Consider the following 20,948-nt stretch of genomic DNA (forward strand, 5'->3'; position numbering starts at 1 on the left):
GCGAGCAGGCTGGTCCGACGCCTTCGCCAGATCAATCATCGGCCAAATGCGATAGCCCTAGATGCTCGCCGACGCCCTCTTGCCTCCTTCCGCACCACCCGCTATAGGCATCGTCATGTCGTCCTCGATCGCCACTGCCAAATCTTCGTCTGCCCGGTTCTTCGCTGGCGAGACTTTGCGCGCGCTGTCCTCGACGCTGCTTCTTCTGGGTCTTATCGGCGATCGCCGGGTCCGCTGACAGGGAGCGCCCGGCGATCGAAATGACGCCGACGCGCTATGCTCCCGAAGTTCACCTTTCAGCAAATCCGTGACAAGAGCGCCCCGGCCTGACGGTCCGGCAGGCGCGGGAGCAACGACGATGAACAAGCCCGAAAACTTTGCCACCTCAGAGCAATCGATGCCGACCGCCACGGCGCGCCAGCACGCAGCCAAGGGCATGCCGGACGCGCCGCGCAAGTACCACCCCTATCCGGCGATCAACCTGCCTGACCGCACCTGGCCGTCGAAGCGCATCGAGAAGGCGCCCATTTGGTGCTCCGTTGATCTGCGCGACGGTAACCAGGCGCTGGTCGACCCGATGGGCCACGACCGCAAGGCGCGCATGTTTGCATTGCTGCTCGACATGGGCTTCAAGGAGATCGAGATCGGCTTCCCGTCGGCCTCGCAGACCGATTTTGACTTCGCCCGCTGGTGTATCGAGGAAGGCAACGTCCCCGACGACGTCGACCTGCAGGTTTTGGTCCAGTGCCGGCCCGAACTGATCACCCGAACCTTCGAGGCGTTGCAGGGCGCACGCACGCCGATCGTGCATTTTTACAACTCGACCAGCGAGTTGCAGCGGCGCGTGGTGTTCGAGAAGGACGTGCGCGGCATCAAGCAGATCGCCACCGACGCGGCGAAGCTGATCACCGACATGGCGGAGAAGGCGGGCGGCGGGTATCGTTTCGAGTATTCGCCGGAGAGCTTCACCGGCACCGAGCTGGAGGTGGCGCTGGAGATCTGCAACGCGGTGGCCGAGATCGTGAAGCCGACGCCTGAGCACCGGCTGATCCTCAACCTGCCGGCGACGGTGGAGATGTCGACGCCCAACATCTATGCCGACGAGATCGAATGGATGTGCCGCAACCTCGACAATCGCGACAGCCTGATCATCTCGCTGCACCCGCACAACGACCGCGGCACCGGCATTGCGGCGACCGAGCTCGGCCTGATGGCAGGCGCCGACCGCGTGGAAGGCACGCTGTTCGGCAATGGCGAACGCACCGGCAACGTCGATGTCGTGACGCTGGCGCTCAACATGTACACACAGGGAGTCGATCCGGAACTGGACTGCACCGACATCAACCGCATCAAGGAGGTGTTCGAGTATTCGAACCAGATGCCGGTGCCGGAGCGCCATCCCTACGTGGGCGAACTCGTCTACACGGCGTTTTCGGGTTCGCACCAGGACGCCATCAACAAGGGTATGAAAGCGAAGGCGAAAGCCAACACCGCACTGTGGGAAGTGCCTTACCTGCCGATCGATCCACAGGACGTCGGCCGCACCTACGAGGCGATCATCCGGATCAACTCGCAATCGGGCAAGGGCGGCATCGCCTATATCCTGCAGGCAGACTACGGGCTGAACCTGCCCCGCAATCTTCAGGTCGAGTTCTCGAAGGACATCCAGTCGATCACCGACGCGCAAGGCAAGGAACTGTCGTCGAAGCGTATCCACGACCGCTTTATGGAACTCTATGTCGAACAACCGGCCGCCCGGCTGAAGTTCGTCGACCATCACACCTACCCCGACACGACGGCGAAGGGCCGGCGCATCATCGAGGCGACGATCACCGACAAGGGCGGGGAACTGACCATCACCGGGTCGGGCACCGGCCCGATCGACGGTTTCGTCGATGCGCTGTCGCGCCATATCGGCGTGCCGATGACGGTCCTCGACTATTCCGAGCACTCGATGCATAGCGGCTCGAACGCGGCGGCGATCAGCTACATGGAAATCGAGCATCCGGGCGGGAAGCTGTTCGGCGCCGGCATCAACACCAACATCGTGGCGGCTTCGCTCGAGGCGGTGGTTTCGGCGGCCAACAGGATCCTCGCGGCGCGGTAAACGGCGTGCCGCGCCGGGGGGAGGAGGATGCATGAGCGATAACATCCATGCGCGCGTGCAGGGGACGGGGCCGGAGACGGTCGTTCTCCTGCACGGCTTCGCGGGCCATCACGACGCCTGGCACGACATACAGCCGGCGCTAGCCCCCATCGCCCGGGTGCTGGCCTACGATCTTCCGGGCCACGGCCGGTCGCTGAACTATCCAGGCGCGGGACCGGCGCATGTCGCCGCGAAGGCGATCCTGGCCGACCTCGGAGCCCGCGGCATTGCGCGGGTTCATTTCGCCGGCCACTCCATGGGCGGCGCCATCGCCGTCCTGGCTGCCCTGAGAGCGCCGCAAACGGTCGCATCGTTGACCTTGCTCGCACCCGGAGGCTTTGGCCCGGAGATCAATTTCGATCTGCTCAGGCGCTATGGCGCGGCCTCGAACGCCGACGATCTGCGCGCGTGCATGGACGAGATGTCGGCGCCGGGCTTCCCGATGCCGACGAAGTATGTTGCGGGACTGATGGCCGTTCGCGCCGTCGACGGGCAGCGCGCGAAGCTGATCGAGATCGCCGGACTGATCACCAAGGGCGACCGCCAGGGCGAGATACCGCGCGAATCGCTGGCCGCGCTGACCATGCCAACGAGGGTTCTCTGGGGGACGGCCGATACCGTCCTGCCCTACTCGCAGACGACCAATCTTCCGGCCAACATTACGCTGGAAACCTTGCCCGGCAAGGGGCACATGCTGCTCGAGGAAGCCCGGGAAACGGTCATTCGCGCCATTCGCAGGGCCATTCGGTCGTAGATCTGTCCCGCGACTATGACGCTCTGGCCCAGCGCGAACGGCTGTCGGCCGCCGACAGGGTCTGGGTGCTCGCCCATACGACGACGTCCTGGCGGCGGCCGTCGAGTTGGTTGCCGCCGAGATTTTCGAATCCCGCAAGGAGCCCTTCGGCTGCTTCAGGATCCTCGCGCCGCATGTCCTGGACGAGATCGTCACTGATGACGGCCGCGCGCCCGATGTGCCGGGTCAGTTCCTCGAGTCTGCTCGCCACGTTCACCGTGTCGCCGATGACGCCGAGTTCCAGACGCCGTTCGGTGCCGATATTGCCGACGACGACCGAGCCGAAATGCGCACCGACAGCAATCTGGATCATTTCTTCGCCGCGCGCGATGCGGCGGTCGTTCAGTTCGGAGAAGTCTTTGAGGATAGCGGTGACGCACTGGAACGCATTGACGGCGTCACGCGACAGAGGTTCCGGCGTCCCGAAGGTCGCCATCACGCCATCGCCGATGAACTTGTCCAGCGTTCCGCCGTGATGGAAGACCGCCTCCTCCAATAGGCCATGGACCTCGCGCAGCATCGCGATGGTCTGGGCGGGCGTATGCCGCTCCGACCAACGGGCGAAACCGACTAGGTCGGCGAAGAGGATCGCGGCCTTGACCTCCCGGATGTGCTGCAGCGGCTCGTCCTCGCGCGCCAGCTGGTCCACGGTGGCAGGGGGGAAGTAGCGTGCGAGATTGAGGCGCTGGCGCTCGATCACGGCATAGCGCCAGACGAGACGCCGCGAGCGGGCGACGCCGGCCGCCAGCACCACCGATACCACGAAGAAAAGCACGACGGTCTGCAGCTGCACGCTGAGATCGACCGTGGTCGGCGTGCCGATGAGGCGCATTCGGGTGCGAACGTCGTTCAGGTCGATGCCGCTATAGCCAGGCCAGATGACGACGCTGTCTGGCAGCGATGCCAGCCAAAAGACGCCGAGCATCCAGCTGACCCCACCAGCGATGCCCCCCCATATGACCAGGCGTGGGCTGTCGGCGAAGGCAAGGCTCGACAGGAGGAGGAACAGATAGAGCGAGGTGTCGAAGTGCAGCATGATCTGCGGCGGCAGATCTGCGGGCGCGAGCGGATTGGGCGAGACGATGAAGAAGGTCAGGGCGACAAAATCGATCGTCACGAACAGGTAGGGGTGCCACTCCCGAAGCCAGCCGCGCTTGTCGAACCAGGTGGGTATGAACCCTGTAAAGACGAAGAGCAGCATCACCCCCTGGTAGAAGAAAGCTTCTGGATAGGGGACGATGAAATGCGTGAGGGCCAGCGCCACGAGTAGCGAAAGCGAGCGCCCGCGAAACTGGAGCTTGCGGCCTTCGCGCTCGTGGCTGCTGAACGTCTCGTCGAGCAGCTTGGGAAAATTGACGCGCCTGCGCATCCTGCGGCCCGCGATTGCCGTCCCGACGCGATCCACAAGTGCCATCGTGATTCCGTTCGTTGTTCGCCTGCGAAGATAGTCGGACGGCGGCGAAGTTGAAACCGCGCAATCCCGCCCGGGGCCTGTCGAGGTGAACCTCGACGGACCCTGGTCCACATGCCATTTACGATGCCGCGAATTCGCCTTTTGTTCGCGCGCGAGGCTGTGTTAACGTCTGGTTAACTGTGTGCAGGCGCGTGGAGCCGAAAAATGAACGACAGGGACAGCGTTGTCGAACGGCAGGGGCGGCTTTCGCAGGCCATCCGCGAGATCAGGATAGCCGCTGCCGAGCGGGAAGACGTCGTGGTCGACATGCGCGAGGCGGCGCGCATGCGGCTGGAACTGCTCGCGCAGGAACTTGCGCCTGTCTTCGCCGAAGTACCGGAAGAGGAAATCCTCTTCGACTTCGCCATTTCGTCGGGTATCCATCCTCGGCTGTGGATCGACGCCGTCAGCCATGTCGGAATGGGGCGCGATCGCCGCACCTATCGTTTCGTTCGCGATACCCGGATGGGACGTATCGTATTGGCGGAATCCACGGACATGCGGCCAGTGGCGCAGCAGGTCACGCGTTACATAGCCGAGCGGATGGTGGAGCGGCAGCGATGGCTGGACGGGACCGTGGAGCCGGTTCTTGGGCAGCGTGAGCGGGTGCCAGCGGAAGCTCCACCGAACCGCCATCCGCCGCGCCGCCGCGCATCACCGCGTACGCGCGATCAAGCCTCGCCCGCGCGGGACGAGCGGCAAGGCGGTTCGCTCCTGTCTTATGCCAACAATGGCTATGTTGACGAAGACGAAGAAATGGAGGATCGCCGCTACCAAATGCCGCGTCGTCGCCCGGGCCGGTTGCGCGCCTTTCTTTCCTCGGTGGGCGTTGTTCTGGCGGGCGGGTTGGCGGGACTAGCTGTTCTCGCGGCAGTCTATTACGATCGGATCGCCGACTATTTCGCGTCAAACTGAGGGGCGGAGAAAAGGTCTTCAGGGTCCGAGCCTTCCACGATGAAGGTTGGAAGTTGGCCTTTGATGCCGCGGCGGGAATGCGTGACCCGCCAGGCGCCGGGTTTGCCGTCGATTTCGACCAGATTGTACTGGGCCGGCGGTTTGTCGCCGCCCGTGCTCTGACCGGCTGCCGTCACGCCGAGGACCGGCACTCGATGGCCTTTGCCCTCGATCCAAGTCAGTGTCGGATCATGGGTATGCCCGTGCAAGATGAGTTCGGCCCCGTGCTGGGCGATCGTCTTCTGGAACAGGCCGATTCCGTAGAGGCGCTTGTGCGCTGTGGTGAGGCCGCGCACAGGCGGATGGTGAATCATAATTACACGAAAGAGACCGCGTTCGGCCGCGACGTCGAGCAGTTTGGCGACGCTCGCCGCCTGCTCGTCGCGAAAGGTGCCCAGCGCCAGAAAGGGTGCAGTTGCATGGGCGGAAGACACGCCGATCAGCGCTACCTGTCCATTACTTCGCAAATAGGGGAACCCGGTTTCGCTTTGCCGGATATGCGTCTTCTCGCCGGTCATCCAAGGGCGCCAGGCCTTGCACGCCTTCCGGAGCGCTCCCGGCACGTAGGCATCGTGGTTGCCAGGGACCACCGAGAGGCGCTCGGGGGCTCCGGCCATGGTGAGCCAGTCGCGGGCCACCTCGATCTCGGCATCAAGGGCGAGGTTTACCAAGTCACCCGTGACCGCCAGGTGATCGATGTTGTGCTCGCCCATGTCGTGTAGAAGCGCGTCCGTCACACCGTTGTGGATGGCTTTGCGCCGGTTTCGCTGCCAATTGACGTAGCCAGTGATCCGCTTGGAGGCGAGTTCGCGATAGGTTATGTCGGGCAGGGGGCCAAGATGGAGATCGGATAAGTGGGCGAGACGAAACATGTGAACTTTCTAGGGCAAGGGCCGCACGCGATCCAGCATGAATGGCTTCTGGAATGAACGATCGCGCTCGGCCCGGTCGGTCGTTTCGCAGGCGCGTCGCCCGTGTTCGAGGACGCCTGTTCCACCTTTGGTTCCTGCTGCGACGTCCTATGACGCTCGGCGTGCGTGCGCTCATCCTCAACGAGAAAGAAGGCAGCGTGTTCCTCGTTCGCCATACCTATGTGCGCGGATGGCAGCTACCGGGCGGCGGCGTCGAAAAGGGTGAGACCCTGTTGGAGGCATTGCGTCACGAACTCACCGAGGAATGCAACATCGAGATATCAAGCGCGCCGCGACTGGCGGGCGTATACTATAATCGTGTGACCAGCCCGCGCGACCATGTCGCGCTCTACGTGGTTACCGACTTTCATCAGACGACGCCGAAACTCCCCGACCGGGAGATCGCCGAGGCAAGATTTTTCCGACTGGATCACCTTCCGGAGGGTATTACCCGTGCCACGCAGGCGCGGCTGGCCGAGCACCTCGAAGGGCAGGAGCCGTCGCCCTACTGGTAGACGATCTGGCCACCGCTCGCACTGTCGAAACGGTTTCGATCGCTGGGTCGAGCATAGTCGATCTGGGGGCCGCGCGGCACGATGCGCGTGGGATTTATGGTCTCGTGGCTTGCATAGTAGTGGTGCTTGATGTGGTGGAGATCCACCGTTTCCGCCACGCCCGGTACCTGATAGAGATCGCAGGTGTAGTTCCAGAGGTTGGGATAGTCGGCAATTCGGCGCAGATTTGACTTGAAGTGGCCGAAATAGACGGGATCGAAGCGCACCAGCGTGGTGAAAAGTCGCCAATCCGCTTCTGTTAGCGTGTTGCCGGTCAGGTAGCGATTTTTCGACAGCTGCTCCTCGACGGCGTCCAGCGCCCCGAACAAATCGTCAAAGGCTTCTTCGTAGGCTTCCTGCGTGGTGGCGAAGCCGCAGCGGTAGACGCCGTTATTGATCGAGCCATAGACACGGTCGTTCCAAGCGTCGATATCGGCTGCAAGCCTATCGGGATAAAAGTCGGCCGTGTCATCCCCCCAAGCGTCGAAGGCCTTGTTGAGCATGCGGATGATTTCCGACGATTCGTTGGAGACGATGGTTTTCTGATGCTTGTCCCACAGGATCGGCACGGTCACCCGGCCAGAGTAGTTCGGGTCGGCCTTGGTGTAGATCTGGTGCAGGAAACGCGAGCCATAGAGCGTGTCACCTGTCGAGCCGTCGCGCTCGACGAAGGTCCAACCGTCCTTACCCATGAAATGGTCGACGATCGATATCGAGATGATGCCCTCTAGCTTCTTCAGCGTGCGGAGGATCAAGGTCCGGTGTGCCCAAGGGCAGGCAAGGGAGACGTAGAGATGGTACCGGCCGGGCTCTGCCTTAAACCCGCGGGTTCGGCCGCTCACCGGCGCGCCGTCGACCGTGACGAAGTCGCGAAACTGCGATTCGGATCGCTCGAAGCGTCCGCCGCTTGCAGATGTGTCATACCACTTGTCCTGCCATTGGCCGTCGACCAGCAATCCCATCGATCGTCTCCCTGTTGGTTGCAGATTAGGTAGCGCATCTGGCAAATCAGCCAAACACTTGAGCGCCTGAACAGATCGTCACCCTGAATGCCTGCAACGAAGATGCGTTGCGAATTGACGATGGACGGTGCCGAAAAATGATGGTAGCGGAGCAAATCCTACGAGGAACCATCGTGACCGCAACCCGTATCGCACGACGACGAATGAGTGCCCGCGCCTGACAGGCGCAGATCTCTCGCGTCCGCCGCAGCCTTGCGGCACCATCGCCGACGATACGGACACACCCCATGCACGAAATCACCTATTTGGCCGAAACGGCCGCGAACGACCATGAGATCGAGGAGATCAACGCCGAGGCTTTCGGGCCGGGGCGTTTCGCGCGCGCGGCCTACAAGATCCGCGAAGGCGGCCCACACGAGCGCGCGCTCTCCTTCGTTGCTACGCATGGTGGTCGGGTCATAGCTACGGTCAGGCTGACGCGGATCACCGTCGGCGGAGGATGTTCGTTGCTACTGGGCCCGCTTGCTGTCAGGCCGTCGCACAAGGACCTCGGGATCGGTCGGAAACTGGTGAATATCGCAATCGATGCTGCACGGGAAGCGGGCTGGCCTTCGGTCATTCTTGTCGGCGACGAACCTTACTATGGGCCGCTCGGTTTCCGGCAGGTTCCACTCGGTCAGATCGCCATGCCGCGCCCGGTCGACTATCGCCGGCTGCTGATCCATGAACTTCAGCCCGGCGCGCTTGACGCACTCAGGGGCGAGATGCGGCATGCCGATTTCGCTCCGGATATCTCGCAGCGGATCGAACGGATCGCTGCTTCGGCGTAGGATTTGGAGCTATCGCCCCTCGCGCCACCACATCGAGCCGAGAGCCAGAAGCAGCAGGCCAAGCCCCAGAAAGCCGCCGAACAGCGGTACGCGATTCACCGAACGCAGGATCGAATCCTCCGTCGTGCGCAGGCCGATCCAGTCGCGGCCGGAGGTGGCGCCGGTCGCCCGCACCGGCACGATGCCCGGCATCGATAGGCCGCTGGCAAAGCCTTCCAGCCGCCGCACGCTGCCGCCGGTCGCTTCGGCTAGCGGCCGCAGGACCTCAGTCGTGGAAATAGTCTCGGCGAATTCTGGCGCATTGACGGGGCCGACATGGGCGAGCGTTGCTAGGTCGCCGTTCGCTACCTGGTAGAGGCCGATGTCGTCCACCGTGGTGCTGGCGGTGAAGATGCCCGGACTTTCGAGTTGCAACGGAATGTCGAGCCGTTCGCCGGACGGCGTGATGACGCTCGCCACCCCCGGATCGTCGCTCATCGACTGGCGGCGGATGTCGAGCGTCATGCCGCGCCCGGAGGCTGTGAGCCGTTCCTCCTCAAGCTCCGGCTCCTTCATCAGCCAGTGGGCGATGCGCCGGTAAAGCGAGACGTGTGGACCGCCGCCCTCAAAGCCGCGCGCCCACAGCCAGCCATGGTCGGACAGGAACATGCCAACGCGGCCTTCGCCCTTGCGGTTGAGGATCAGCAGCGGCTGTTCGTTCGGCCCATCCATCACCACCTGGCCTTCCGGCTGCGCAATGCCGATCAGGCGGAACCAGCGGCTCCAGTTGGGCGGCTCCTGGCCGGAGCCTTCGAGCTCGCGCGTCACAGGATGACGCTCGCCGGTTTCGGTCAGGCGCGGGAAGAAGCCCTGTTCAAGGACCTGCCCCGTGGGAAGGCCGGGAAGGGCGGCCATCAGCGGCGTGCGCGAGATCGACTGCGCACCGGCATATTCAGGACCCGCCGCGACCAGCAACGCGCCGCCATTCTCCACATATTCAGCGATATAATCGTAGTAGAGGATTGGGAGTACGTCACGGTGCTGGTAGCGATCGAAGATAATCAGATCGAAGTCGTTGATCTTCTCAACGAACAGTTCGCGCGTCGGGAAGGCGATCAACGACAGGTCGTTGATCGGGGTTCCGTCCTGCTTCTCGGGCGGACGAAGGATGGTGAAATGGACGAGGTCGACCGCCGCGTCCGACTTCAACAGGTTGCGCCAGGTGCGCTCGCCAGCGTGCGGCTCGCCCGAGACGAGCAGCACGCGCAGGTTTTCGCGGATGCCGTCGACCAGCGCAATGGCGCGGTTGTTCGTGTCGGTGATTTCGCCTTCCAGACGATCGATCGACAACTCGACAATGTTGCGTCCCGCGCCGGGCACGATGATATCGAGCGACATTTCCTCGCCGACGATGGCTGTCTCGACCGAGACCTGTTCACCGTTCACGCTGACGCGCACGGAAACGGCATCCTGGCCGCCGGCGGTGTCGGCAACGCGGTACGTCATGGAAAGCGGCCGGTCGACGATGCCGAAGCGCGGCGCGTTCTCGAATCGGATGCGCCGGTCGCGCTCGTCCTCGGAGCCGGTAATCAGCGCGTGCAAGGGAGCGTTCGAACCCTCCAGGCGCTCGGGCACGTCGTGGACTTGGCCATCGGTCACGAGGATCGCGCCGGCCACACGCGACTGGGGAACGTCGCGCAGAACGCTGTCGAGCGCGCCGAAAAGGCGCGTCTCCGTGCGATCCTCGGTGTCGCTGGCGCGGCCCGCCTCGACCACGCGCACGTCGAACTGCGGGAAGCGGGCAAGTCTTGCCTTCAGCTCTTCCACCGCGGCGTCGGTGGTCGCCGAACGGTCGCCGATTTCCTGGCTCTGGCTGCGGTCGGCAACGACGGCCACCACGCTTTTCAGCGGCTCCCGTTCCTCGTCGAGTAGTACGGGATTGAGGAGGGCCAGCGCGAGCGCAGCCATTGCCGCTGCCCGAAAAGTCGCGCCGCGCTGGCGCATCACCAGACCGGCCAGCGCGAGCAGGGCCAGCGGACCGAGGACGGCGCCGAGCCACGTCCACTCGAGCAGCGGTTCGAATGTGATGGACCAGCTCATGTCGACCTTCCGGCAGCCGAGGGAAACGGGGTGTGCCTCATTGTCCGAGCCTTTCCAGTAGGATCGGCACGTGTACCTGGTCCGACTTGTAGTTGCCGGTGAGCATGTACATCATGATGTTGACGCCCGACCGCAGCGCGTAGACCCGCTGCATCGGGTCTGCCGGCACCGTCGGTAGCAACGGATCCCCCCGCTCGTCGACTGCCCAAGCACCGGCGAAATCATTCGCCGTGATGAGAATTGGCGACACGCCGTCGCCTGTGCGTACAGGGCGTTCCTCTAAGTTCGATGCATCGAGCGATGCTTCGACCCAGAGCGGGCTGCCATTGTAGCGGCCGGGGAAGTTTTGTAGAATGTAGAAGGACTTCGTCAGCACGTGATCGTCCGGCACCGGCTCAAGCGGCGGCACGTTGAGACCGGCGACGATGTCGCGCAGGCGCCGCGTCGATGGGCTCGCCGAACCGGACAGTCCAATCCCTGTCGAGAACTGGTCGCGTGTGTCGAAGAGCACCGTACCGCCCTGCTGCATGTAGGCGTCGACGCGCGCGATGGCGGCCGGGCTCGGCATCGGCGAGGTTTCGTCGATCGGCCAGTAGATCAGCGGGTAGAACGACAATTCCTGGGTCTCGACGTCGATGCCCGCAGGCTGGCCTGGCTCCAGCGCTGTCTTCTCGATCAGGAAACGGGTGAGGCCGGCAAGTCCCGAGCGGCTGACGGCATCGATGGATGAATTGCCGGTCAGAACATAGGCGATCCGTGTCTTGGAAATGGCCTCCACCGCCTCGATATCGTTGATGCCACCCTCGGGAACGCTTTCTTGCGCCAGCACTCTATCCGGCGCGAGAACGAGGAGCCCGAGGGCTGCAAGTGCGAACAGGCTGGCGGCTGCACCGGTCGTGCGTCGACGCAACCGGCCGCCCTGCCGAAACAGGCCGCCCATCCAGAACACGGCGAGCGTGTCCAGCACCATCAGCGCCAGCGCCAGCGCCACGAGCAGGCCCTTGAGGTTGCGAGATTCGTCGGCGGCATAGGCAGCCTCCGTCACCGGCAGCGTCGTCGCCGGTCGCTGTAGCTGCTCGAGGGTGGCATCGGCCGGCAGGAGATTGTGCGCAACCACGCCTTCGTCAGTGCCGTAAAGGCCCGGTGGATTGGCGATCGTGACGCCGCGGCTTGCACCAGCGCCGACCAGAAGCGGCTCGGCATCGGATGACGCCGGCACCAGCACGCCGTCGGCGGCAATCATGCGATAGGGTGCCAGGGACTGCGTGCCGGCCCGACCGGACGCGTCAATAACGCCCTGGTTGCGCGAAAGCTGCACAACCCGTCGCAGCATTTCCACGAAGCTGCCGGAGATCGGCAGGTTCGACCACGTCGCCTCGGGCGTCACGTGGAAAAGGACCAATGTGCCGTTGCCGCGGCTAGCGCCGGTCACCAATGGCGTACCATCGGCGAGACTGGCCCAAGTGTGGTCGAAGAGATCCGGGGTCGGTTCTGCCAGGATCTGCCGTGCAACGGCCACGTCGCGTGGCGGCGTCAAGTCGGAGAAGGGACCTCGCTGCGGGAATTCCGCTACCGGCTGCGGCTCCGTCCAAGAGAGCGATCCTCCCATTGAACGCTCGCCAAGGCGCAGGCGCACCGGCAGAAGATCGGGATCGTTCTCGGCCGCCGCAAGCCTGGAGCCAGCAAAGCGGACCAGCGTCCCGCCGTCGTTCACCCATTCCACCAAGGCTTCGCGCGCGAGTTCGGGCAAAATCCCGACGTCGGCCATGACGATCATCGCCGGCTTCTGCTCCAGGATGCGTGGAATGGCCTCGCCGAGGTCGGACGTCGTCGGCTCGACGAGGTCGGCGAAGGGCTGCAGCGCGCGGCGGATGTAGTAGAGCGGCGACAGTAACGGCTGAGCCTGGTCAGCTTCCGATTGCGAGATAAGGCCAACGCGTCGGCGACGCGAATTCTCGTCGAGGACGCGGACGGCGGCGGCCTGGTTCTCGCCATCGATGCGGATGGCGGCAAAGTCGTTGCGCAATTCGAAGGGAACGCGGATTTCGCCGACGGTCGTAGTCTCGCCGAGGCCGAAGGAAAAGACCGCATCGGCGATACGGCGGCCGCGATCGTCGAAGGCACCCGCCGTAATCTGGCGCGGGGCGGGGTCGCCCGCCGGGCGAATGGCGGTGGCGAGGAACGCGTCGGGCTGGTTGTCGACGGCCGTGAGACCGGCCATGGTCAGTCGCTCGGGCTCGATCCAGATGAGGCCGGCACTGTCGCCCAGCAAGGCGGCAAAGGCGGCTTGGTCGCCGTTGGTGGCAAGGCCATCCGACAGGACTGCCACCGTGGCGCCCGGTGAGGTTTCCAGCGCTGCTGCCACCCGACCGTAAACGCTGGCGCGGTCCACCGGAACCGGGCGCGCCTCGGCCGCGCGCAGCCGGTCGACTGCCTGCTCGGCCTCGAAGGGGCCGATCTCGGCATTCGGCTTGTCGGCGGTGAAGGCCAGGATGACCGGGGCGTTCGATGAGCCGGCATCGGCGATCAGCCGCTCGGCCGTGGCAACCCTCACATCCCAGTCGTCGGCGCTCGCCCAGCCATTATCCATGACTATGGCGACCGCGCCGCCGCCGGTTTCAAGGCGTTCACGCGGGTTGAAAATCGGATCTGCAAGCGCGAAGATCACCAGCGCTGCCATCATGAGCCGCAGCAGCGTCAGCCACCACGGGCTCTGGTGAGGCGTCTCCTCGGGGCGCAGGACGCGCATGAGGATGCGCAGCGGCGGAAACACTTCGGTCTGCGGCTTCGGCGGTGTCAGCCGTAAAAGCCACCAGATGACCGGCAGCGCGAGCAGCCCGAACAGAACCAGCGGTTGGCCGAAGGCGAGAAGACTCATTGCCCCCCTCCCTGGCCGATGCCCCCTGACAAGGCCATGTGAAGCCGAACCAATGCCTCGGATGCGAGGCGGTCCGTATGGTTGACCGTGTAACTCCAGCCAAGCCGCATGCACCAGGACGAAAGCGCTTCCCGGCGGGCGATATAGAGGCGGCGGTACTCCTGCGAGAGGCTCTCGGCCCTGCCGGCGGTAAATTTCTGCTGCGTTTCGGGGTCAACGAATTCTGTACGTCCAGAATAGGGGAAGGTCTCTTCCGCCGGATCAGCGATCTCTATCAGATGGGCGCGCACGCCGTGGCGGGCGAGCACGTCGAGCCATTCCATCGTCTCCTCCACCGGGTCGAGAAAGTCGCTCGCCACCACCACGTCCGAGAAACGGCGGATCGACAGGAGTTCCGGTCGAGCCGGTACGTCCGCCGCCTGGGCTAGGATCGTCGCCAGTCGTTCTGCGCCGTTTCTCGCGGTAAAGGGATCCGACAGGCCCGGCCAGGCGATACGCTCGCCACTGCGCGACAGTAGTTCGGCCATGGCGAGGACGAGCACCAGCGCGCGCGATTCTTTCGAAACAGTGGCGCCAGCCGACTTGTAGAGCATGGAGGGAGACGGATCGGCCCAGAGCCAAATCGTATGCGCGGCTTCCCACTCGCGGTCGCGTACGAAGGTGTGCTGGTCGTCGCGGGCGGAGCGCCGCCAATCGATGCGCGAAATTGCCTCACCGTCGACATAGGGGCGGAACTGCCAGAAGTTTTCGCCGACGCCCTTCCGGCGCCGGCCATGCCAGCCAGAGATAACTGTGTTTGCGATGCGGCGCGCATCGACCAGCAGGTCGGGAACCAGCGACGCCCTCAGCCGGCCGCGTGCCAGTGCGTCGCGGGTCGTGACCGGGGCCGCCTGCTCGCCGATACGCGCCATCAGGTGGCTGCTTTCACCAGTCGGGCCACGACGTCGCGCACGTTCATGCCTTCGGCGCGGGCGGCGAACGTCAGCGCCATGCGGTGCTGCAACACCGGTTCTGCAAGTGCGTGGATGTCGTCGACGGAAGGGGCAAGCCGACCATCGTAGAGCGCCCTGGCGCGGGCGCAGAGCGTCAGCGCCTGGCTGGCGCGCGGACCGGGACCCCAGGCGACGTGCTTGTCGGTGTCGGCATTGCCGTTGCCAGGCCGCGCCGAGCGAACCAGCGTCAGGATGGCCTCGACCACGCTTTCGGGTACAGGCATGCGACGTACCAGCGTCTGGATGGCGCGCAGGCGTTCGGCGCTGAGCACGTTTTCTGCCCGGCTGTCGGCCATGCCAGTGGTTTCGAGCAGGATGCGCCGCTCGGCCTCCAGTTCCGGATACAGGATGTCGACCTGCATCAGGAAGCGGTCGAGTTGCGCCTCTGGCAAGGGGTAGGTACCTTCCTGCTCCAGCGGGTTCTGGGTGGCCAGCACGTGAAAAGGAGCGGGCAGGTCGTGGCGGGCGCCAGCCACGGTCACATGATACTCCTGCATGGCCTGCAGCAGCGCCGACTGGGTGCGCGGGCTGGCACGGTTGATCTCGTCGGCCATCAGAAGCTGGGCGAAAATCGGGCCGGGCAGGAAACGGAAGAAGCGCTTTCCGGCCTCGTCCTGTTCCATCACCTCGGAGCCTAGGATATCGGAAGGCATCAGGTCGGGCGTGAACTGGACACGGCGTGCGTCGAGACCGAGCACCGTGCCCAACGTCTCCACCAGCTTCGTCTTGGCGAGGCCGGGCACGCCGACCAGCAACGCATGGCCGCCAGCCAGGATCGCCACCATGGTCCGCTCGACCACCGCCTCCTGGCCAAAGATGACCTTGCCAACGCCTTCTCGAACGAGGGCCAGGTCGGCGAGTGCCGCCTCCGCCTCGACGATCATGTCCGCGTCGCTGATCGTCGTGCTCTTTGCCATAACGCCCATGCGTTCCAATCCTCCAATTTACCGCGATCCCAGCGCTCGCCCCTTCGTTCCCCCAATTCGTACCTTCGCGGCATCTCTTGAGGCAGGAACTTAAATCAGCCCCACAGGCTGACAAGCGAAACGGAAGTGACTATTTCGTGACCATGACCGACCCAGTAGATAATTCCAAGAGCGACCCCGACCAAGCTCCTATCCACGACGGTGAAGGCGGCGGTTTAAAGGCAGGCGTCGATGCGGCGGGACTGGCCGCCCTGATCGCGCGGTCGCCGCGCGCTGGACAGGGGCTACCGCCGGTCGAGAACTGGGATCCCAAGTTTTGCGGCGATCTCGATATGGAAATCAAGGCCGACGGAACCTGGTTTTACCTGGGAACGCCGATTGGTCGGCCGGCACTGGTCCAGCTGTTTTCGACGGTGCTCCGCAAGGACGAGGACGGCAAAACCTATCTCGTTACCCCGGTCGAACGTATCGGCATCCGCGTCGAGGACGCGCCGTTTGTCGCGGTCGAGGCAAATGTCGCGGGCGCGGGAGACGGTCAGGCCATTACCTTTCGCACCAATGTCGGCGACGTGGTGGAAGCAGGTGCCGACCACCCGATCCGGTTCGTCGAGGAGCCTGACACCGGCGGGTTGAAGCCCTATGTGCTGGTGCGTGGCAGGCTCGAAGCGCTGGTGGCGCGGCCGGTGATGTATGAACTCGTCGAGCATGGCGAACCGATCGTCGTCGACGGACAACCCATGTTTGCCATCCGCTCCAGGGGTGTCATCTTTCCGATCATGCCGATGGCTGATCTTGAGAGGCTGAGCCGGTGACCATGGACGCCTCGCTGGTCCGGTCGTTTTCCGCCGAGGATTTCCGTCGCCGGGCTGCGCGTGAACAGGCGCCGCATGCCGTCGAGTTCGGCGATCACGTGCTGAATCCGACAATCGCGCACCTGATCCGGCCAGTGACCCTGCGCGATGCTGCCGTTCTGGTGCCGGTGATCGATCGTGGCGAGAATTCGACCCTGCTTCTGACCAAGCGCACGGAAAAATTGCGAAGTCATTCTGGCCAGATCGCCTTTCCCGGCGGCCGGATCGATCCCGAGGATGCCACGCCCATGCATGCGGCGCTGCGCGAGGCCGAGGAAGAAATCGGCCTCGACGCGTCCTTCATAGACGTCGTGGGTCGCATGCCCGACTACCTGACGGGCAGCGGTTACAGGATCGCACCGGTACTGGCGACGGTCAGACCTGGTTTCTTCCTGACCATCAACCAGGACGAGGTGGACGACGTTTTCGAGGTGCCGCTGTCGTTTCTGATGGACCCGGCCAACCACCACCGCGAAAGCCGCATCTGGCAGGAACAGGAACGCCATTTCTACACGATGCCGCATGGCGAGCGGTACATCTGGGGCGTGACCGCCGGCATCATCCGCGCCATCTGGGAAAGACTTTACGCGTGACGACCATCTCGATCGCCGATCGCGCGCCCTGGCTGCGGGACGACGCGCTGCAAGCCTTGCTGGCGGCGCTGTCGGAAGGCGGCGAGGAGGCGCGCATCGCCGGAGGCGCGGTCCGCAACGCACTGCTTGGCGAGGAGGCCGGCGACATCGACATCGCTACCACCAACCTGCCGGATGAGACGATCGCACGCGCCGAGAGGGCCGGGTTCAAGTCCATACCGACGGGCTACGAGCACGGGACCATCACGGTCGTCGCAAAAGGAGTCCCGCATGAGGTCACGACGCTGCGCGCGGACGTCGAGACCGACGGCCGTCGCGCAAGGGTGCTATTCGGACGCGACTGGAAGCAGGACGCGGAACGCCGCGACTTCACCATGAACGCGCTCTATGCGATGGCGGACGGCACCGTCGTCGATCTCGTCGGCGGGCTTGCCGATATCGAGACGCGGACGCTGCGCTTCATCGGCAATCCGGAGGATCGCATCCGCGAGGACTACCTGCGCATCCTGCGCTTCTTCCGGTTCTTCGCACGCTACGGCGCGGGGCGGCCCGATTCCGCCGGGCTCATGGCGTGTGCCCGGCATAAGGAGGGACTCGACGGCCTGTCGGCCGAGCGGGTCTGGTCTGAGTTCAAGAAGCTCCTGTCGGCCACCGACCCGTCGCGGGCGCTGCTCTGGATGCGGCAATCCGGCGTTTTGACACGCATCCTACCCGAGAGCGAAAAATGGGGCATCGACGCCGTGCACGGCCTCATCGCGGCCGAGCGCGACTTTGGCTGGAGCCCGGACCATCTGCTCCGGCTGGCCAGCATCGTGCCGCCAGATCCCGTCCGTGTCGGTGCTCTTGCAATGAGGTTCAAAGCCGCCAATGCGGAGCGCGACCGGCTGGTCGGCTGGGCGGCTGCCCCCGCGATCGCGCCGACAATGGCGGAAGGCGATCTGGCGAAGCTTGTCTATCGCGCCGGCCGTGAAGGAATCGCCGACCGGCTGGCATTGTCCCTTGCAAGCGCCCGTGTGCGGGCGGCAACCGACGACAAGGCACTTTTGGAAGCCGGGGGCTATGTGCGGCTCCGACGGTTCCTCGACGGCTGGAAGGCGCCGAAATTCCCGTTGGCGGGCGCGGATCTGATCGCCCTCGGCGTGCCAGCGGGCCCGAAGATGGGAAACTTGATGCGCGACCTGGAAGAGACGTGGGTCGAAGCCGGCTTCACGCCCGATCGCGGCGGCCTGCTCAAGACGGCCGAAACTCTGAAAAACCAGTATCTTTGATGCGGCTCTTGCGAACCTGATTCCGGTTTACGACAATGAGCGCCTAGCATCACCGGGATGGGAGCCGATCGAGCAACGCGGTGAACCTCGACAGACCCTACCGCGTTGCTCCGCCGCGCCGGACCTTGTGGCGCGGATTAGCCGTCAGGCGGCGTTTCGCTGCTTTTCGATCCGCGATCGGATTGCGTCGATCATGGTTTCGCGAATGATCGCCTCGCCATGATCCTGGCGCAGGTGCTCGACGGCGCGGCGCATGATCTCGGCCTCTTCCTCGTGCCTCGTGCGCCAGTCGCAGCCGGGAACCAGCGTTCCGCAGTGGAATTCCTTCATGATTTCCTCCTGTGGTATCTCTCCGTTGACGACGACACCTTAACACAAGTCGCCGCGATTTGTTGCGGTCTGGCGATCACGATTGGGGCGCTGTCGCACGGTCAGTCTGGCCCCATATGATAGATGCCAAGTTGCTTACGGCCACTTCACCATCGGCGGCATCGACGACAGGATCGACTTGACGTTGCCGCCGGTCTTCAGCCCAAAGGTGGTGCCGCGGTCGTAGAGCAAATTGTACTCGACATAGCGACTCCGGCGGACGAGTTGCTCGTCGCGATCCTGCTCTGTCCATCCGACGTTGAAGTTGCGGCGCACGAGCGCTTGATAGATGACGGCGAAGCTCTCGCCGACGTCGCGGGTGAAGGCGAAGTCGGCGTCCCAGCCGCCGGCCTCGGGCGACGAGTGCAGCCAGTCGTAGAAGATGCCGCCGATGCCTCGCGCCTCGTTGCGGTGCGGCAAGAAGAAGTAGTCGTCGCACCAGGCTTTCAGCCTGGGATAGTCGGCGACGCCCGGGTGCCGCGCACAGGCGGCTTCCATCGCGGCGTGGAAATCCACCGTGTCCGGATCCTCTTGCGTCCGGCGGCGGTCGAGTACCGGCGTCAGGTCGGCGCCGCCGCCGAACCATTGCCGCGCGGTGACCACCATGCGGGTGTTCATGTGCACGGCCGGCACATTGGGATTCCAAGGATGGGCGATCAACGAGATACCCGAAGCCCAAAAGGCGGGGTTCTCCTCTCCGCCTGGCATCTGCTTGCGGAAATCGGCCGAGAACTCGCCATGCACGGTGGACGTATGCACGCCGACCTTCTCGAACACGCGCCCGTGCATCATCGACATGGTGCCGCCACCGCCCTTGCCTTCGTCTCGCTGCCACGGTGTGCGCTCGAAACGGCCGGGGGCATGGTCGGCCATCGGTCCGGCGAGTTCGTCCTCCAGCCGTTCGAAATCGTCGCAAATACGGTCGCGCAGCCTCTCGAACCAGGCGCGCGCGGTGGCCTTTTTGCCCTCGATGTCGTCGGGCATGTCTGCCGGGATGTCTGGTCTTTGCATTGAGCCCCTCCGCCTGGCATCGTCGCTGTCCGGCCGAGATAAGGCCAAGCCCGCCATCGCCGCAAGCGGGTCGGCTCGACTTTGCCGTACAGGCGGTGAGGGCAGGCGCCGCAATCGTCCAGAAATGACTCGCATTCGAAGCGGGACAGTCTTAAATTTCGAAAACAAAGCGAGGAGAGGTTCAGTGCGCACACCGCCCCGACCGCCGCTCGACGGGCTGAAGAAGCGTCTCGACCGCTATCGCAGCAACGAAACCGCGCGCTTGCCGCGTGATGGCTTCATCCGTGAGACCTACGCCTTGCCGCGCACTGACGCCCGTGACAAGGCGCGCGAATGGTTCGACCGCTGGCCCAAGCAGGCGTACTGGACGGCGATCGAGAGTTGGTGCGAGCGCCCGGAAGACGTCATCGAGTTCACGATGCGAAGGCTGCCAACGGCGGATTGAACGGTATTCAGCGTAATGCCTCTCCCGCCGCCATCGCGACCGCCAGCGCTAGGTTGAGGCTCCGACCGCCGCCGGGCATGGGGATGAGCAGGCGTTCGTCGGCCGCATCGTGCACGTGGTCGGGTGCGCCGGCGCTCTCGCGGCCAAAGAGGAGCACGTCGCCCGGCCGGTAGGCAAAGCGCGTGTAGGGCAGGGTGGCCTTGGTCGAGAAGAGCAACAGGCGGCGGCCCTCCGAGTTGCGCCAGGTCTCGAAAGAGGTCCAGTCGTCGTGGCGCACGAGCGCGGCCATCTCCAGATAGTCCATGCCGGCGCGCTTCAGCGCCCGGTCAGACAGGTCGAACCCCGTCGGGCCGATCACGTCGATGGCGATGCCGAGGCATGCGCCGAGCCGAAGGATCGAACCCGTGTTGCCGGGTATGTCCGGCTGGTAGAGCGCGATGCGAATGTCGTCTGCCAAGGCGAACTCACTCCTCGATGTTGTAGATCGGCAACAGCCTCGGGTTGCGCGGCCAGGATCCGGTCGCCTGGGTAGCCAAGCGGCGCGAAGCGGTCTATAGGCTTATCCATCGTCAACCCCAACCGAGGAGGCAGGAATGGACGTCATCATGTACCCATCTCCTTTCTGCCTGCGCCCCACGCGCCCGCTCTGACGGCGGCTTCGGACCGACGAATTCTTCCAGACTGACGTCTTCGCCCGAAACCCGCCGGAACTCCGTTCCGACGTTCCCGGATTTCGTGCCATGACCCATCTTAGACACCCATGCCGGCTTCGCCGGTCTTCTCCCGATTTCACGCCCGCCGCCACGCGGGGGCAGGCGTGGCCCGATCGCCTGCTGACACCGCCCTGGCGGGAGGCCGGTGAGAACCCGCTTGTCACGGCCCGTCGATCGGCCATCCTCGGGCCTGCCAGTGCGCAGCCGCGTTCCGATCTCG

At 64.4% G+C, this 20,948-nt stretch carries 19 protein-coding genes; 9 read left to right on the forward strand and 10 right to left on the reverse strand.

The window, feature by feature from the left end; genetic code table 11:
• Nucleotides 1-397 precede the first annotated feature (397 nt).
• Both leuA and EJC49_RS02180 read left to right on the forward strand, forming a co-directional pair.
• Nucleotides 398-2,107, forward strand: a complete 1,710-nt coding sequence (gene leuA / locus EJC49_RS02175; protein WP_425358787.1) for a 2-isopropylmalate synthase — start codon at nt 398-400, stop codon at nt 2,105-2,107.
• Nucleotides 2,108-2,138: 31 nt separating this feature from the next.
• Nucleotides 2,139-2,900 carry an alpha/beta fold hydrolase gene (locus EJC49_RS02180; RefSeq protein WP_126697826.1) on the forward strand — a complete coding sequence of 254 codons (762 nt, stop codon included), beginning with the start codon at nt 2,139-2,141 and terminating at the stop codon, nt 2,898-2,900.
• 13 nt (nt 2,901-2,913) lie between these two features.
• Here the strand turns inward: EJC49_RS02180 and EJC49_RS02185 are convergent, their stop codons facing one another.
• Nucleotides 2,914-4,353, reverse strand: a complete 1,440-nt coding sequence (locus EJC49_RS02185; RefSeq protein WP_126697827.1) for an adenylate/guanylate cyclase domain-containing protein — start codon at nt 4,351-4,353, stop codon at nt 2,914-2,916.
• A gap of 204 nt (nt 4,354-4,557) precedes the next feature.
• Here EJC49_RS02185 and EJC49_RS26250 point away from each other — a divergent pair, with 204 nt between their 5' ends.
• A complete protein-coding gene (locus tag EJC49_RS26250; RefSeq protein WP_425358785.1) occupies nt 4,558-5,307 on the forward strand; it encodes a hypothetical protein in 750 nt (249 codons plus the stop codon).
• Here EJC49_RS26250 and EJC49_RS02195 read toward each other — a convergent pair.
• On the reverse strand, nt 5,289-6,218 hold the full coding sequence (locus tag EJC49_RS02195) for a metallophosphoesterase family protein (RefSeq protein ID WP_126697828.1): 930 nt from the start codon (nt 6,216-6,218) through the stop codon (nt 5,289-5,291). The genes EJC49_RS26250 and EJC49_RS02195 overlap by 19 nt on opposite strands.
• A 149-nt stretch (nt 6,219-6,367) precedes the next feature.
• Here EJC49_RS02195 and EJC49_RS02200 point away from each other — a divergent pair, with 149 nt between their 5' ends.
• A complete protein-coding gene (locus EJC49_RS02200) occupies nt 6,368-6,772 on the forward strand; it encodes an NUDIX domain-containing protein (RefSeq protein WP_245453226.1) in 405 nt (134 codons plus the stop codon).
• Here EJC49_RS02200 and EJC49_RS02205 read toward each other — a convergent pair.
• The gene (locus tag EJC49_RS02205) at nt 6,763-7,773 is read right to left on the reverse strand and encodes a glutathione S-transferase family protein (RefSeq protein WP_126697830.1); all 1,011 of its coding nucleotides are present in this window, start codon (nt 7,771-7,773) and stop codon (nt 6,763-6,765) included. The two genes, EJC49_RS02200 and EJC49_RS02205, sit on opposite strands and share 10 nt — an antisense overlap.
• A gap of 287 nt (nt 7,774-8,060) precedes the next feature.
• Here EJC49_RS02205 and EJC49_RS02210 point away from each other — a divergent pair, with 287 nt between their 5' ends.
• The gene (locus EJC49_RS02210) at nt 8,061-8,603 is read left to right on the forward strand and encodes a GNAT family N-acetyltransferase (protein WP_126697831.1); all 543 of its coding nucleotides are present in this window, start codon (nt 8,061-8,063) and stop codon (nt 8,601-8,603) included.
• A gap of 9 nt (nt 8,604-8,612) precedes the next feature.
• Here the strand turns inward: EJC49_RS02210 and EJC49_RS02215 are convergent, their stop codons facing one another.
• From EJC49_RS02215 to EJC49_RS02230, 4 genes are read right to left on the reverse strand one after another with little or no spacing between them, the layout of a single operon-like run.
• On the reverse strand, nt 8,613-10,682 hold the full coding sequence (locus EJC49_RS02215) for a hypothetical protein (protein ID WP_126697832.1): 2,070 nt from the start codon (nt 10,680-10,682) through the stop codon (nt 8,613-8,615).
• A gap of 37 nt (nt 10,683-10,719) precedes the next feature.
• Nucleotides 10,720-13,560: a DUF4159 domain-containing protein gene (locus EJC49_RS02220; protein ID WP_126697833.1), complete on the reverse strand. Its 2,841-nt coding sequence runs from the start codon at nt 13,558-13,560 to the stop codon at nt 10,720-10,722.
• Nucleotides 13,557-14,471, reverse strand: coding sequence for a DUF58 domain-containing protein (locus tag EJC49_RS02225; protein ID WP_126697834.1), 915 nt, complete (start codon nt 14,469-14,471; stop codon nt 13,557-13,559). Before EJC49_RS02225 ends, EJC49_RS02220 begins: the two co-directional genes overlap by 4 nt.
• Nucleotides 14,471-15,478 (reverse strand): AAA family ATPase, encoded by a 1,008-nt coding sequence (locus EJC49_RS02230; RefSeq protein ID WP_126697835.1) that lies wholly within the window; start codon nt 15,476-15,478, stop codon nt 14,471-14,473. Before EJC49_RS02230 ends, EJC49_RS02225 begins: the two co-directional genes overlap by 1 nt.
• Before the next feature lie 143 nt (nt 15,479-15,621).
• Between EJC49_RS02230 and EJC49_RS02235 the strand changes: the two genes are divergently transcribed.
• Genes EJC49_RS02235 through EJC49_RS02245 form a run of 3 tightly spaced genes read left to right on the forward strand, consistent with a single transcriptional unit; the run spans nt 15,622 to nt 18,190 of the window.
• Nucleotides 15,622-16,290 carry a DUF1285 domain-containing protein gene (locus EJC49_RS02235; protein WP_126697920.1) on the forward strand — a complete coding sequence of 223 codons (669 nt, stop codon included), beginning with the start codon at nt 15,622-15,624 and terminating at the stop codon, nt 16,288-16,290.
• Between the two features lie 2 nt (nt 16,291-16,292).
• The gene (locus tag EJC49_RS02240; RefSeq protein WP_126697921.1) at nt 16,293-16,922 is read left to right on the forward strand and encodes a CoA pyrophosphatase; all 630 of its coding nucleotides are present in this window, start codon (nt 16,293-16,295) and stop codon (nt 16,920-16,922) included.
• On the forward strand, nt 16,919-18,190 hold the full coding sequence (locus EJC49_RS02245; RefSeq protein ID WP_126697836.1) for a CCA tRNA nucleotidyltransferase: 1,272 nt from the start codon (nt 16,919-16,921) through the stop codon (nt 18,188-18,190). Before EJC49_RS02240 ends, EJC49_RS02245 begins: the two co-directional genes overlap by 4 nt.
• A gap of 144 nt (nt 18,191-18,334) precedes the next feature.
• On the opposite strand, the gene EJC49_RS02250 is transcribed toward EJC49_RS02245, so the two are convergent.
• Nucleotides 18,335-18,520: a DUF1059 domain-containing protein gene (locus EJC49_RS02250; RefSeq protein WP_126697837.1), complete on the reverse strand. Its 186-nt coding sequence runs from the start codon at nt 18,518-18,520 to the stop codon at nt 18,335-18,337.
• A gap of 135 nt (nt 18,521-18,655) precedes the next feature.
• A complete protein-coding gene (gene hemF / locus EJC49_RS02255) occupies nt 18,656-19,570 on the reverse strand; it encodes an oxygen-dependent coproporphyrinogen oxidase (protein ID WP_126697838.1) in 915 nt (304 codons plus the stop codon).
• Nucleotides 19,571-19,754: 184 nt separating this feature from the next.
• Here hemF and EJC49_RS02260 point away from each other — a divergent pair, with 184 nt between their 5' ends.
• Complete coding sequence (locus EJC49_RS02260) at nt 19,755-20,015, forward strand: hypothetical protein (RefSeq protein WP_126697839.1); 261 nt, start codon at nt 19,755-19,757, stop codon at nt 20,013-20,015.
• A gap of 7 nt (nt 20,016-20,022) precedes the next feature.
• On the opposite strand, the gene EJC49_RS02265 is transcribed toward EJC49_RS02260, so the two are convergent.
• The gene (locus EJC49_RS02265; RefSeq protein ID WP_126697840.1) at nt 20,023-20,472 is read right to left on the reverse strand and encodes a tRNA (cytidine(34)-2'-O)-methyltransferase; all 450 of its coding nucleotides are present in this window, start codon (nt 20,470-20,472) and stop codon (nt 20,023-20,025) included.
• Nucleotides 20,473-20,948: the final 476 nt, after the last annotated feature.

This window comes from Aquibium carbonis, assembly GCF_003970795.1.
GTDB lineage: Bacteria > Pseudomonadota > Alphaproteobacteria > Rhizobiales > Rhizobiaceae > Aquibium > Aquibium carbonis.

Bases quoted from the DNA above. Each gene is read 5' to 3' on its own strand.
- leuA (WP_425358787.1), top strand. From the start codon at position 398: ATGCCGACCGCCACGGCGCGCCAGCACGCAGCCAAGGGCATGCCGGAC.
- EJC49_RS02180 (WP_126697826.1), top strand. From the start codon at position 2,139: ATGAGCGATAACATCCATGCGCGCGTGCAGGGGACGGGGCCGGAGACG.
- EJC49_RS02185 (WP_126697827.1), bottom strand. From the start codon at position 4,353: ATGGCACTTGTGGATCGCGTCGGGACGGCAATCGCGGGCCGCAGGATG.
- EJC49_RS26250 (WP_425358785.1), top strand. From the start codon at position 4,558: ATGAACGACAGGGACAGCGTTGTCGAACGGCAGGGGCGGCTTTCGCAG.
- EJC49_RS02195 (WP_126697828.1), bottom strand. From the start codon at position 6,218: ATGTTTCGTCTCGCCCACTTATCCGATCTCCATCTTGGCCCCCTGCCC.
- EJC49_RS02200 (WP_245453226.1), top strand. From the start codon at position 6,368: ATGACGCTCGGCGTGCGTGCGCTCATCCTCAACGAGAAAGAAGGCAGC.
- EJC49_RS02205 (WP_126697830.1), bottom strand. From the start codon at position 7,773: ATGGGATTGCTGGTCGACGGCCAATGGCAGGACAAGTGGTATGACACA.
- EJC49_RS02210 (WP_126697831.1), top strand. From the start codon at position 8,061: ATGCACGAAATCACCTATTTGGCCGAAACGGCCGCGAACGACCATGAG.
- EJC49_RS02215 (WP_126697832.1), bottom strand. From the start codon at position 10,682: ATGAGCTGGTCCATCACATTCGAACCGCTGCTCGAGTGGACGTGGCTC.
- EJC49_RS02220 (WP_126697833.1), bottom strand. From the start codon at position 13,560: ATGAGTCTTCTCGCCTTCGGCCAACCGCTGGTTCTGTTCGGGCTGCTC.
- EJC49_RS02225 (WP_126697834.1), bottom strand. From the start codon at position 14,471: ATGGCGCGTATCGGCGAGCAGGCGGCCCCGGTCACGACCCGCGACGCA.
- EJC49_RS02230 (WP_126697835.1), bottom strand. From the start codon at position 15,478: ATGGGCGTTATGGCAAAGAGCACGACGATCAGCGACGCGGACATGATC.
- EJC49_RS02235 (WP_126697920.1), top strand. From the start codon at position 15,622: ATGACCGACCCAGTAGATAATTCCAAGAGCGACCCCGACCAAGCTCCT.
- EJC49_RS02240 (WP_126697921.1), top strand. From the start codon at position 16,293: ATGGACGCCTCGCTGGTCCGGTCGTTTTCCGCCGAGGATTTCCGTCGC.
- EJC49_RS02250 (WP_126697837.1), bottom strand. From the start codon at position 18,520: ATGAAGGAATTCCACTGCGGAACGCTGGTTCCCGGCTGCGACTGGCGC.
- hemF (WP_126697838.1), bottom strand. From the start codon at position 19,570: ATGCAAAGACCAGACATCCCGGCAGACATGCCCGACGACATCGAGGGC.